Here is a 13997-nt window from a genome sequence, read left to right as displayed (position 1 = left end):
CACCGCCGTATACTTTTGCAAGTACGTTAGTGATTGCTGCAGTTAGTGTAGTTTTACCGTGGTCAACGTGGCCGATTGTACCAACGTTTACGTGCGGTTTTACGCGTTCAAACTTTTCTTTTGCCATCTTAAAAAATTCCTAATAAAGAAATTAAAGCCTGACTCAGTATTGAGCCAGACAAGCTAAAATCATATAACAGCGCGAGCTGAAATTATTGTATCTGCAACCTGCTTAGAGGCTTCAGCGTACTTCAAAAACTCCATAGAGTATGAGGCACGGCCCTGTGTTGCAGATCGTAAAGCAGTCGCATAACCGAACATTTCAGATAGTGGTACCACAGCATTAATTTGCTTAAGGCCACCAAGTGCATCTTCCATGCCTTCGATCATGCCGCGACGACGGTTTAGGTCGCCAACTACATCACCCATGTTTGCTTCAGGAGTGAGTACTTCAACCTTCATTACTGGTTCTAAAAGTGCAGGGTTTGCATCTAGCGCACCTTGTCTCATAGCCAGTGAACCTGCTATTTTAAATGCCATTTCATTCGAATCTACATCATGGAATGAACCATCATATAAAGTCGCTTTAACACCAAGTAATGGGTAGCCTGCCAGTACACCTTGAGCCATTTGCTCTTGGATACCTTTGTCTACCGCAGGGATGTATTCTTTCGGAACTGACCCACCTACGGTTTCGTTTACGAACTCGTAAATTGGGGCTTCATCATCCGAAATATCCATCGGTTCAAGTTTAAGCCAGACGTGACCATATTGACCACGACCACCTGATTGACGTATGAACTTCCCTTCAACTTCAACAGTTGAACGAATAGCTTCTCGGTATGCAACCTGCGGCTTACCAACGTTACATTCAACACTGAATTCACGTTTCATACGGTCGACAATGATATCAAGGTGAAGTTCACCCATGCCAGAGATAATCGTCTGGCCTGATTCTTCGTCAGTTTGTACGCGGAAAGATGGATCTTCTGCCGCTAGTTTACCTAGCGCGATACCCATTTTATCCTGGTCAGCGATTGTGCGAGGCTCAACCGCAACAGAGATAACTGGTTCTGGGAATTCCATACGCTCTAGCGTAATAATAGAATTCGGATCACACAGTGTCTCGCCTGTTGTTACGTCTTTGAGACCAATAGCCGCCGCGATGTCGCCTGCGTAGACTTCTTTGATCTCTTCACGTGAGTTTGAATGCATCTGAACGATACGACCAAGACGCTCACGCTTACTTTTTACTGGGTTATATACCGCGTCACCCTGTTTAACAGTACCAGAGTAAACACGGAAAAAGGTCAAGGTGCCAACAAACGGGTCTGTTGCAATCTTAAAAGCAAGTGCAGCAAACGGCGCTTTATCATCAGCAGGACGCTCTTCCTCGGTACCATCTTCGAGGATACCTTGGATTTGTTTCACTTGTGTGGGTGATGGCATGTATTCAACAACGCAATCAAGCACAGCTTGAACGCCTTTGTTTTTAAATGCACTACCACAGGTCATGGGAACAATTTCGTTCGCTAATGTGCGTTGACGCAAAGCATTTTTAATTTCTGCTTCGCTTAACTCTTCACCTTCTAAGTATTTATCCATTAGTTCTTCAGAGGCTTCAGCAGCGCTTTCAACTAAATGAGAGCGCCATTCTTCAGCTAAATCCTGAAGTTCTGCCGGTATTGCCTCATAAGAGAAAGTCATACCCTGGTCTTCATCATTCCAGTTAATAGCTTTCATTTTAATAAGGTCAATAACACCTTTAAAGTCGTCTTCAGCGCCAATTGGCAACTGGACTGGAACAGGCGTTGCTCCAAGACGAGATTTCACCTGGCCGACAACCGTTAAGAAGTCAGCGCCTGTGCGATCCATTTTATTTACGAAGATCATTCTCGGAACTTCGTATTTGTTCGCTTGACGCCAAACTGTCTCAGTTTGCGGCTGTACACCAGATGAAGCACAAAGAACAACTACCGCACCATCTAGTACACGTAAAGAACGCTCTACTTCGATAGTGAAATCTACGTGTCCTGGGGTATCAATGATATTGATGCGATGGTCGTCAAATTGCGCGTCCATCCCTTTCCAGAAACACGTTGTTGCAGCAGAAGTGATTGTGATACCACGCTCTTGTTCCTGCTCCATCCAATCCATAGTTGCGGCGCCATCATGTACTTCACCGATCTTATGAGAAAGACCTGTGTAGAACAGAACACGTTCTGTTGTGGTGGTTTTGCCTGCATCTACGTGAGCACAAATACCGATATTGCGGTAACGCTCAAGTGGAGTTGTACGTGCCATAAAATCCTCTTAAAGGTTAAGGACAGATTACCAACGGTAATGAGCGAATGCTTTATTCGCTTCAGCCATACGGTGAACGTCTTCACGTTTCTTAACCGCAGTGCCTTTGTTGTCAGCAGCGTCAACGATTTCTTGAGCTAAACGTAAGCCCATAGATTTTTCGCCACGCTTACGTGCAGCGTCTACTAACCAACGCATACCTAATGCGTTGCGACGTACTGGACGTACTTCAACTGGTACTTGATAAGTTGAACCACCAACACGGCGAGATTTAACCTCTACCTGTGGACGGATGTTATCAAGTGCAGTTTCAAAGATTTCTAGGTGCGACTTGCCTGATTTCTCAGCAGCCACGTCTAGCGCACCATAAACGATTTTTTCAGCAGTAGATTTCTTGCCGTCTAACATTACGATGTTAACGAACTTAGCAAGAAGTTCCGATCCGAACTTAGGATCTGGAAGAATTTTACGTTGACCTATTACGCGTCTTCTAGGCATTTTGTATCTCCGGTTTATTCAGGTTTGCTCTTTCGAGTCAATCACCCAAAACAATAATTAATAATATTTAGTGCTTGGCCTTACTAACGGAAAACAATTAGCCTTTAGGGCGTTTTGCACCGTATTTAGAACGAGCTTGACGACGGTCGCTAACGCCTGCACAGTCAAGTGCACCACGTACAGTGTGAAAACGCACACCTGGTAAATCTTTAACACGACCACCACGGATTAGGATTACACTGTGCTCTTGAAGGTTATGACCTTCACCACCGATGTATGAAGTTACTTCGAAACCGTTAGTTAAACGTACACGAGCTACTTTACGTAACGCCGAGTTTGGTTTCTTAGGTGTAGTTGTATATACGCGAGTACATACACCACGCTTTTGCGGACACGCTTTAAGCGCAGCTGAGTTACTTTTAGTAACCTTGCTACGACGTGGCTTACGCACTAGCTGGTTAATAGTTGCCATTTAAATAGCTCCTGAAATTAAAATTACTACTGAAAAAAATAAAAAATCCGCCCTTGTTTTACCAGCATGTTTTAAACGTGCAAGTAAATGGGTGGCGGAATTTTAATGAGCAAAGATTGACCTGTCAACCTAAACCGCTCACAAGGCAGTAGATAACTGCCTTGTGAAACTCTAATCTATTGATTAGATTCGGTTTATTGATTTCCAGATAAATCCGCGTTTAAAGCATCAGTGAGTGCTTGAGTTGCCTCTTCCGCACTTACCGTTTGCTCTTCAACAACGTCTTTTTGCTTACGACGAGCCATACGCTCTTGATGATACGCAAAACCGGTACCGGCTGGGATCAATCGACCCACAATTACGTTTTCTTTCAGACCGCGTAGTTCATCGCTCTTACCATTTACAGCGGCTTCTGTTAGGACACGAGTTGTCTCCTGGAACGAGGCTGCTGAGATGAAAGATTCTGTCGCTAGTGATGCTTTTGTGATACCCATTAACTGGATTTCAAACTTAGCTGGGATCTTACCTTGAGCTTCAAGGTCGCGGTTTGCGATATTAACGCGTGCCACTTCAATTTGCTCACCGGCTAAGAACTCAGTATCACCACCGTCTAGAATGATACATTTACGTAGCATTTGACGAATAATAGTTTCAATGTGCTTATCATTGATCTTAACGCCCTGCAAACGGTAAACCTCTTGCACTTCGTTAACAATGTAATTAGCAACATGAGTCACACCACGTAGGCGTAAGATGTCATGCGGTGATTCTGGACCATCGGCGATAACTTCACCTTTAGACACTTGTTCACCTTCAAACACGTTAAGTTGACGCCACTTAGGAATCATTTCTTCGTAATGATCGCCTTCAGCTGGTGTAATAACTAAACGTTTCTTACCTTTAGTCTCTTTACCGAAGCTAATCGTACCGGTGATTTCAGCTAAGATAGCTGGATCTTTCGGCTTACGTGCTTCAAATAAGTCGGCTACGCGTGGTAGACCACCCGTGATATCACGAGTTTTCGAACCTTCTTGCGGAATACGTGCTAACACGTCACCTGGGTTTGCAGTCGCGCCGTCTGTTACTTCAATCGTAGTGAATGAAGGAAGACGCGTTTCTTGCAAGCCACGCTCATCACTTTCAATGATAAGCTTTGGCTCTTTCGCATTCGCTTTAGCAAGATCTTTAACAACTACACGAGTTAAACCCGTTAGTTCGTCAGTCTGTGCTTCAGTGTTTGAATCATCGATATCGCTGAACGATACTTTTGATTTATGCTCAAGAACGATTGGGTGACTATGCGGGTCCCAAGTAGCAACGATGTCGTTACCTTGAACTTCTGCATTGTCTTGCACTGTTAATACCGCACCGTAAGGTACTTTATAACGCTCTTTCTCACGACCATAGCTATCAATGATAGTGATCTCGGTAGAACGAGAGGTAATAACAATCTTACCGTCTGTATTTAATACATATTTAGCGTTGTGAAGTTTTAATGTACCGTTTGTTTTAACTTGTACATTATTTTCAGCAGACGCTCTTGATGCCGCACCACCGATGTGGAAGGTACGCATCGTAAGCTGTGTACCCGGCTCACCGATTGATTGAGCTGCGATAACACCTACTGATTCACCCGCGTTGATGATATGACCACGTGCAAGGTCACGACCATAACACTTAGCACATACACCAAAGTCGTTATCACAAGTGATAACTGAACGTACGCGAACTTCATCAACTGAGTGCTCTTCTAAAAGGTCACACAGTTTTTCGTCAAGCATGATGTTACGTTCAACAAGTACTGTATTAGTACCTGGGATCACAACGTCTTCAGCGACAACACGACCTAGTACACGTTCGCGAAGTGCTTCTACAACGTCACCACCTTCAATTAGCGGTTTCATTGTTAAGCCATCTTCTGTGCCACAATCGTCTTCGTTGATTACCAAATCTTGTGCAACGTCTACTAGACGACGCGTTAGGTAACCCGAGTTCGCTGTTTTCAGTGCTGTATCGGCAAGACCTTTACGCGCACCGTGCGTTGAGATGAAGTACTGAAGTACGTTTAGACCTTCACGGAAGTTAGCCGTGATTGGCGTCTCAATGATTGAACCATCTGGACGTGCCATTAGGCCACGCATACCTGCTAGCTGACGGATCTGAGCGGCACTACCACGAGCACCTGAGTCGGCCATCATAAACACTGAGTTAAATGACGGTTGCTCTACTTCTTCACCTTTTGCATTGATAACCGTGTCTTTTGACAAGTTGGCCATCATTTCACGTGATAAGTTTTCATTTACACGTGACCAGATATCGATAACTTTGTTGTACTTTTCACCAGCCGTTACAAGACCTGATTGGAATTGTTGGTTGATTTCAGTTACTTCAGCTTCAGCTGATTCAATGATTGCTGCTTTAACTGGTGGGATAACTAAGTCATCGATACCAATTGAAACACCAGACTTCATTGCATAGTGGAAACCGGTGTACATGATTTGGTCAGCAAACATAACTGTGTCTTTTAGACCAAGACGACGGTAACACTCATTAATTAAGCCAGAAATCTGCTTTTTACCTAGGGCTTGGTTGATTGACTCATACGGCATGCCTTTTGGTAAAATTAAAGACAGAATCGCACGACCAACAGTAGTATCAATTACGGTTACAGTGTCTTCAACAACACCTTCTTCGTTTTTAACTGATTGGCTAATACGTACTTTCACGATAGCGTGAAGGTCGGCATTACCACTACGGTATGCTTTTTCTGCTTCTTTAGGATCTTTAAATACGGCGCCTTCGCCTTTCGCGTTAATACGATCACGCGTCATGTAATAAAGACCTAATACAACGTCCTGTGAAGGAACGATGATTGGCTCACCATTAGCAGGCGATAAGATGTTGTTTGTAGACATCATTAACGCGCGAGCTTCAAGTTGCGCTTCAATTGTTAGCGGTACGTGTACCGCCATTTGGTCACCATCGAAATCGGCGTTGTACGCCGCACATACTAATGGGTGCAAATGAATCGCTTTACCTTCGATAAGCACAGGTTCAAACGCTTGGATACCCAAACGGTGAAGTGTTGGTGCACGGTTAAGTAATACTGGATGTTCACGAATTACTTCGTCTAGTACATCCCATACTTCCGCTACTTCACGTTCAACCATCTTTTTAGCAGCTTTGATTGTCGTAGCCATGCCACGACGCTCTAATTTGCCATAGATGAATGGTTTGAAAAGCTCTAATGCCATCTTCTTAGGAAGACCACACTGATGAAGCTTAAGTGTAGGACCAACCGTGATTACAGAACGGCCAGAGTAATCTACACGCTTACCAAGTAAGTTCTGACGGAAACGACCTTGCTTACCTTTGATCATATCAGCAAGCGATTTAAGAGGACGTTTGTTAGAACCTGTAATAGCACGACCACGACGACCGTTATCAAGTAGCGCATCGACCGCTTCTTGTAACATACGTTTTTCGTTGCGTACGATAATATCTGGTGCAGCTAAATCTAGTAGACGCTTAAGACGGTTATTACGGTTAATAACGCGACGGTAAAGGTCATTTAGATCAGATGTCGCAAAACGACCACCGTCTAGTGGTACTAATGGACGTAAGTCAGGTGGCAATACTGGAAGTACTGTCATGATCATCCACTCAGGGTTATTACCTGATTGGTGGAACGATTCCATTAACTTAAGACGTTTAGTGATCTTTTTACGCTTAGTTTCAGAGTTAATTGTAGGTAACTCTTCACGCATTTCTGCAATTAATTGAGCAAGATCGAGTTCACGCAGTAAGTCTAATACTGCTTCAGCACCCATCTTCGCTTCAAATTCATCACCGTGCTCTTCAAGTGCATCTAGGTATTCTTCTTCACCTAATAGCTGACCACGCTCAAGCGTTGTCATGCCAGGCTCAGTTACTACGAATGATTCGAAGTAAAGAACACGTTCAATATCACGAAGCGTCATATCAAGCATTAAGCCGATACGTGACGGTAATGATTTTAAAAACCATATATGCGCAACTGGACTTGCCAGTTCTATATGACCCATACGGTCACGACGCACTTTAGTGAGTGTTACTTCAACGCCACACTTTTCACAGATCACACCACGGTGTTTAAGGCGTTTATATTTACCACATAAACACTCATAATCTTTCACTGGGCCGAAAATACGGGCACAGAATAAGCCATCGCGCTCAGGCTTGAAAGTACGGTAGTTAATAGTCTCAGGTTTCTTTACTTCACCGTATGACCATGAACGAACCATGTCTGGTGAAGCAAGACCAATGCGAATTGCATCGAATTCTTCGGTCTTATTTTGTTGCTTCAGAAACTTAAGTAAGTCTTTCACCTTAGCTCTCCTGTCGGAGTTAATCTTGAGGACGGATGTTCTCGTCCCTACATTCTATTCAGCCATAACAGATGCTGCAGCGCTAACTGCAGCATCTAATTGGCTTAATTTTCTTCCAACTCGATGTTGATACCCAGTGAGCGGATTTCTTTCAACAATACGTTGAACGATTCTGGCATACCTGGTTCCATTTTATGGTTACCATCAACGATGTTTTTATACATCTTAGTACGACCGTTCACGTCATCCGATTTCACTGTTAGCATTTCTTGTAGCGTGTAAGCAGCACCGTAAGCTTCAAGTGCCCATACTTCCATCTCACCAAAACGCTGGCCACCGAACTGTGCTTTACCACCCAGCGGCTGCTGAGTAACAAGGCTGTAAGAACCAGTAGAACGTGCGTGCATCTTATCGTCAACCAAGTGGTTAAGTTTAAGCATGTACATGTAACCTACAGTTACTTGACGTTCAAACTGATCGCCAGTACGGCCATCATAAAGTGTAACCTGACCACTTCTAGGGTAGCCGCCCAGCTCTAGCATGTCTTTGATTTCGCTTTCTTTCGCGCCATCAAATGCAGGAGTAGCAATCGGTAAACCACCTTTCAAGTTTTCAGCTAAACGACGAATTTCGTCATCAGAGAAACTAGCAATATCCACAACCTGACGAGATTCACCGATCTCATAAGCTTGTTTAATGAATTCGCGTAGCTCATGAAGCTCGCGTTGCTCTTTCATCATTTCTTCTAAGCGCTCACCAATACCACGTGCAGCTAGACCCATATGTGTTTCAAGGATCTGACCGATGTTCATACGTGATGGTACACCTAGTGGATTTAGTACGATATCTACCGTACGACCTTTGTCATCGTATGGCATATCTTCTACTGGTACGATAGTCGAGATAACACCTTTGTTACCGTGACGACCCGCCATTTTATCACCCGGTTGGATACGACGTTTAACAGCTAGGTATACTTTAACAATCTTAAGTACGCCTGGTGCTAAGTCATCACCTTGGGTAATTTTACGACGTTTGTTTTCAAACTTCTTATCGTATTCAGCTTTAAGCTCATCGTACTGTGCAGCTAGTTGCTCAAGTTCAGCTTGCTTGTCTTCTTCAGCAAGGCTTTGAGTTAGTAACTTTTCAGCATTCAGTGACGCTAAGTTGTCTTCATCGAAACCAGCTGCCACAAGTAACTTGCGTGCACGGTCTAAAACACCGGCTTCTAGAATACGGAACTCTTCGTTGAAGTCTTTTTTCGCTTCGCGAAGCTGCATGTCTTCAACTTCTAACGCACGTTTATCTTTTTCAACACCATCACGGGTGAAAACTTGTACGTCGATTACAGTACCAGTTACAGAGTTTGGTACACGTAAAGAGCTGTCTTTAACGTCAGACGCTTTTTCACCGAAGATAGCACGTAGTAGCTTTTCTTCTGGTGTTAATTGCGTTTCGCCTTTCGGAGTCACTTTACCTACTAGGATATCGCCGCCTTTAACTTCAGCACCAATATATACAACACCTGATTCATCAAGCTTGCCTAGTGCAGATTCACCCACGTTCGGTATATCTGCTGTGATCTCTTCTGAGCCTAATTTAGTATCACGGGCAATACACTGTAGTTCTTGAATATGAATAGTCGTTAGACGATCTTCTTCAACTACGCGCTCTGATAGTAAGATTGAATCCTCGAAGTTGTAACCGTTCCATGGCATGAATGCCACGCGAAGGTTTTGACCAAGGGCTAAGTCACCTAAGTCAGTCGAAGGACCATCTGCTAACACATCGCCACGAGTAACCGGTTCACCAACCATGCATGTTGGTTTTTGGTTAATACATGTATTTTGGTTAGAACGTGTGTACTTGGTTAAGTTGTAGATGTCGATGCCCGCTTCACCAGGAATGCGTTCTTCTTCATGTACATTAACAACGATGCGACTTGCGTCGGCATACATTACTTCACCACCACGTTTTGCAACAATCGTTACACCAGAGTCTTTCGCTAGTGTTAACTCAATACCAGTACCTACTAACGGTTTGTCCGCTTTCAATGTTGGTACTGCTTGACGTTGCATGTTTGAACCCATCAATGCACGGTTAGCATCATCGTGTTCTAGGAACGGGATAAGTGCGGCCGCTACAGAGATCACCTGTTGTGGTGATACATCCATATATTGTTGGTCCATGCGACCCATAAAGGTTGATTCACCTTTGTGACGACATGGAATAAGTTCATCTACAAACTCATTGGTTTCAGTTAAGTTTGAGTTCGCCTGTGCGATAACAAACTGACCTTCTTCAATGGCTGATAGGTAATCAACTTCATCAGTTACTACACCGTCTACCACTTTGCGGTAAGGTGTTTCTAAGAAACCGTAGTCATTGGTACGTGCATACGTAGACAATGAGTTAATTAGACCGATGTTTGGACCCTCAGGAGTCTCGATTGGACATACACGACCGTAGTGAGTTACGTGAACGTCACGTACTTCAAAGCCTGCACGCTCACGAGTTAGACCGCCCGGACCTAATGCAGAAATACGACGCTTGTGCGTTACTTCTGATAGCGGGTTATTTTGGTCCATAAACTGTGATAACTGAGACGAGCCGAAGAACTCTTTAACTGCTGCCGAAATAGGCTTAGCATTAATAAGATCTTGTGGCATGATCGCGTCTAGGTCACCTAAGCTTAAACGCTCACGTACAGCACGTTCTACACGTACTAAACCTACACGGAATTGGTTCTCAGCCATTTCGCCAACACTACGTATACGACGGTTGCCTAAGTGGTCTATATCATCAACATCGCCAACACCGTTACGAATAGCAATCAATACTTTCATAACCGCTACGATGTCTTCTTTGCTTAATGTGCCAGGGCCTGTGTCTGAATCGTAACCAACACGGCTATTGAACTTCATACGACCTACTGTTGATAAGTCATAGCGTTCTTCTGAGAAGAATAAGTTCTCAAATAAGGCTTCAGCCGCGTCTTTCGTCGGTGGCTCGCCTGGGCGCATCATGCGATAAATTTCTACTAGTGCTTCTAAACGGTTGCTTGATGAGTCAATGTTTAATGTATTTGACATGTAAGCGCCGCTGTCCACTTCATTGATATATAATGTATCAATAGTAGTGTGACCTGCTTTAACCAATTCAGCCATCATTTCAAGCGTTAGCTCGTCATTTGCAGTCGCGATGATTTCACCTGTTGACTCATCAACATAGTTCTTCGCTAATACACGGCCAATGATGTACTCATGTGGTACTTCTAATTGATTAATGCCTTTTTTCTCGATGCTCTTGATGTGGCGAGCCGTAACACGACGACCGCTTTCAACAAGGACTTCACCGTCTTCGCTCTTGATATCAAAAGCGGCAGTTTCACCACGTAAACGTGAAGGTACAAGTTCCATAAGAACTTTACCGTCAGCAATTTCAAACGCAGTAGTATCGAAGAAGATATCTAGGATTTCTTCACTCGTGTACTCAAGTGCACGTAAGATGATAGACGCCGGTAATTTACGACGACGGTCAATACGTACATATAAGTTATCTTTTGCATCAAATTCGAAGTCTAACCATGAACCACGGTAAGGAATTACGCGTGCGTTATAAAGCACTTTACCTGACGAGTGAGTTTTACCGCGGTCGTTATCAAAGAATACACCAGGGCTACGGTGTAGCTGAGAAACGATAACACGCTCTGTACCATTGATTACAAAAGTACCGGTATCGGTCATGAGCGGAATTTCGCCCATGTAAACTTCTTGCTCTTTAATGTCTTTAACTGTGCCTGGAGCTTCTTTGTCCATTACTACAAGACGCAGTTTCACGCGAAGTGGAGCAGAATAAGTCACACCGCGAATTTGACATTCTTTTACATCGAATACTGGCTCACCAATACGATAACTTACGTATTGAAGCTCAGAATTTCCCGAGTAGCTTTTAATTGGGAACACAGAACGGAAGGCAGCTTCCAAACCATGATCGCCATCAGCGTCCGGGACTAAGAATTTTTTAAACGATTCTAACTGCGTCGACAGTAAGAAAGGTATATCCAAAACTTGTGGACGTTTACCAAAATCCTTACGGATACGTTTCTTTTCAGAATAAGAGTAAGCCATGGGGTTCCTCAGCTTGCTGATCTTTGACCCGACCTGTTCTTGTAAGAACAGACTTAACTGGCATCTATGCCAAGATGTACAACATTTAACTGTTGTTCCAACTTAATCCCACCTCAACACTAGCAAACTATAAAGCGTTGAAATTAAAGAATAAATCAGATTTTATTTGCGCTATAAGAATAGTCGCTCTATAGCGCAAAAAGGCCGGTGATTAAATAATCACCAGCCCTTGCCTGATTTCTCAGGCAGCGAACCTAGCAAAAGCTAGATTACTTAACCTCAACTTCAGCACCAGCTTCAGTAAGTTCTTTAGCAAGAGCTTCAGCTTCTTCCTTAGAAATACCTTCTTTAACTGGAGTTGGAGCAGCTTCAACAAGTGCTTTAGCTTCTTTTAAGCCAAGACCAGTTGCGCCACGAACAGCTTTGATTGCCGCAACTTTATTAGCGCCAGCGCCAGTAAGGATTACGTCAAATTCTGTTTTCTCTTCAGCAGCTTCAGCAGCAGGACCTGCTACCATAGCAGCTGCAGCAGTTACGCCGAATTTTTCTTCCATTGCTTCAACTAGAGCAACAACGTCCATTACTGACATTTCAGCAATTGCGTCAAGGATTTGGTCTTTAGTTACAGACATTACAAATTTCCTAATAATTAACGGACTCTAAGGTCCAAATAAATTTACACCGAAAGGGATTAAACAACTTAAAATTAAGCAGCTTGCTCTTCTTTCTGTACACGTACTGCTTCAATTGTTTTACACAATTTGCCAGCAGACGCTTCTTTCATAGCGCTCATTAAGCGTGCAACAGCTTCGTCGTATGTAGGTAGAGTTGCAAGCATAGCTGCGTCTACTACATTACCTTCAAAAGCGGCCATCTTAAGTTCGAAATGCTCATTCTTTTTCGCGAAATCTGAGAAGATACGCGCAGCAGCACCTGGGTGCTCTGATGAGAAAGCGATTAAGCTTGGACCAACTAATGAGTCAGAAAGGCACTCAAACTCTGTACCTTCAAAAGCACGTTTTGCTAAAGTGTTACGGACAACTTTCATCCAAACACCATTTGCACGAGCTTCTTTACGAAGGGCAGTGATTGCACCAACTGTTACACCACGAGAATCTGCAACAACTGCAGAAAGAGCACCATTGGCTGCTTCGTTGACTTCAGCAACAATTGCTTTTTTGCCTTGAAGATTTAAAGCCATGGGTGTTACTCCTGGTTTAATGGGTTACCGTTTATCGGCTTCCCTGTTTTACTCTTCCCCATCAATAAAGATGGAGATGCTTTTTACGGCGAGAGCCAGAAGATTAGGAAAAATCTATCTGGGGATTCACACCGTCTACGTAGGTAATATTAAGGCCGAAGCCGCCTACGGTCTTGGACGGAAGCCCAATTTATCGCGTTGCCCAAAGGCGCTTCGAAATTATGGACTTCAACCCGAATTCTTTACTTTGCGATTAACTAAATTAATCAACAAAATGGCGCAAAATTATAGTACAAATTTCACGCCATGTAAACACTCAATTAAGCAACAACTGTGCTTAAAGTGCTTTGGTCAACAGAAACACCTGCGCCCATTGTTGTAGAGATAGTTACTTTCTTCAAGTAAACACCTTTAGCTTGAGAAGGTTTAGCCTTCTTAAGCGCAACAATTAGAGCTTCAAGGTTTTGTTGTAACTGCTCAGCAGTGAAATCAACCTTACCAATCGTAGTATGGATGATACCATTTTTGTCATTGCGGTAACGCACTTGACCTGCTTTCGCATTTTTAACTGCTTCTGCAACGTTAGGTGTTACAGTACCAGTTTTAGGGTTTGGCATTAGACCACGTGGGCCTAAGATTTGACCTAGTTGACCAACAACACGCATAGCGTCTGGTGATGCAACAACAACGTCAAAATTCATCTCGCCTTTCTTAACTAGTTCAGCAAGATCTTCCATGCCTACTAATTCAGCACCGGCTTCTTTTGCAGCTTCTGCATTAGCGCCTTGAGTGAATACAGCAACACGAACGTCACGACCAGTACCGTTAGGTAGTACAGTCGCACCACGAACGTTTTGATCAGATTTACGAGCATCGATACCAAGGTTAACAGCAACGTCAACACTTTCTACGAATTTAGCTGTCGCTAATTCTTTTAAAAGAGCAACTGCTTCGTTAATTTCGTAATCTTTAGTTACTTCCACTTTTTCGCGGATAGTACGCATACGTTTAGTTAATTTAGCCAT

The 13997-nt window shown here is 43.5% G+C and carries 9 protein-coding genes; all 9 read right to left on the bottom strand.

Going from position 1 to position 13997, the window contains the following annotated elements; translation table 11 throughout:
* The coding region (locus QL986_RS10880) for a GTP-binding protein (protein WP_033023824.1) at positions 1–127 on the bottom strand (127 nt) is incomplete at its 3' end.
* Positions 128–189: 62 nt separating this feature from the next.
* Complete coding sequence (fusA, locus tag QL986_RS10875; RefSeq protein ID WP_016900051.1) at positions 190–2304, bottom strand: elongation factor G; 2115 nt, start codon at positions 2302–2304, stop codon at positions 190–192.
* Between the two features lie 27 nt (positions 2305–2331).
* Entirely contained in the window at positions 2332–2802 is a 471-nt protein-coding gene (rpsG, locus tag QL986_RS10870) for a 30S ribosomal protein S7 (RefSeq protein WP_010392135.1), read from the bottom strand.
* Positions 2803–2899: 97 nt separating this feature from the next.
* Positions 2900–3274 carry a 30S ribosomal protein S12 gene (rpsL, locus tag QL986_RS10865; RefSeq protein WP_002958885.1) on the bottom strand — a complete coding sequence of 125 codons (375 nt, stop codon included), beginning with the start codon at positions 3272–3274 and terminating at the stop codon, positions 2900–2902.
* A 194-nt stretch (positions 3275–3468) separates the two neighbouring features.
* Positions 3469–7641 (bottom strand): DNA-directed RNA polymerase subunit beta', encoded by a 4173-nt coding sequence (gene rpoC / locus QL986_RS10860; protein WP_013463849.1) that lies wholly within the window; start codon positions 7639–7641, stop codon positions 3469–3471.
* Positions 7642–7745: 104 nt separating this feature from the next.
* Positions 7746–11771 carry a DNA-directed RNA polymerase subunit beta gene (rpoB, locus tag QL986_RS10855; RefSeq protein ID WP_024602214.1) on the bottom strand — a complete coding sequence of 1342 codons (4026 nt, stop codon included), beginning with the start codon at positions 11769–11771 and terminating at the stop codon, positions 7746–7748.
* Between the two features lie 269 nt (positions 11772–12040).
* The gene (gene rplL, locus QL986_RS10850) at positions 12041–12403 is read right to left on the bottom strand and encodes a 50S ribosomal protein L7/L12 (RefSeq protein ID WP_013463847.1); all 363 of its coding nucleotides are present in this window, start codon (positions 12401–12403) and stop codon (positions 12041–12043) included.
* Positions 12404–12477: 74 nt separating this feature from the next.
* On the bottom strand, positions 12478–12972 hold the full coding sequence (gene rplJ, locus QL986_RS10845) for a 50S ribosomal protein L10 (RefSeq protein WP_013463846.1): 495 nt from the start codon (positions 12970–12972) through the stop codon (positions 12478–12480).
* A gap of 320 nt (positions 12973–13292) precedes the next feature.
* Positions 13293–13997 (bottom strand): 50S ribosomal protein L1, encoded by a 705-nt coding sequence (gene rplA / locus QL986_RS10840; RefSeq protein WP_013463845.1) that lies wholly within the window; start codon positions 13995–13997, stop codon positions 13293–13295.

Origin of the sequence: Pseudoalteromonas sp. APC 3250 (genome assembly GCF_030407915.1) — a bacterium.
In the GTDB taxonomy this organism is placed as follows: domain Bacteria; phylum Pseudomonadota; class Gammaproteobacteria; order Enterobacterales; family Alteromonadaceae; genus Pseudoalteromonas; species Pseudoalteromonas tetraodonis.
Note: the sequence above shows the minus strand (reverse complement) of the source record. Positions and strands in the feature narration are given on the sequence as shown.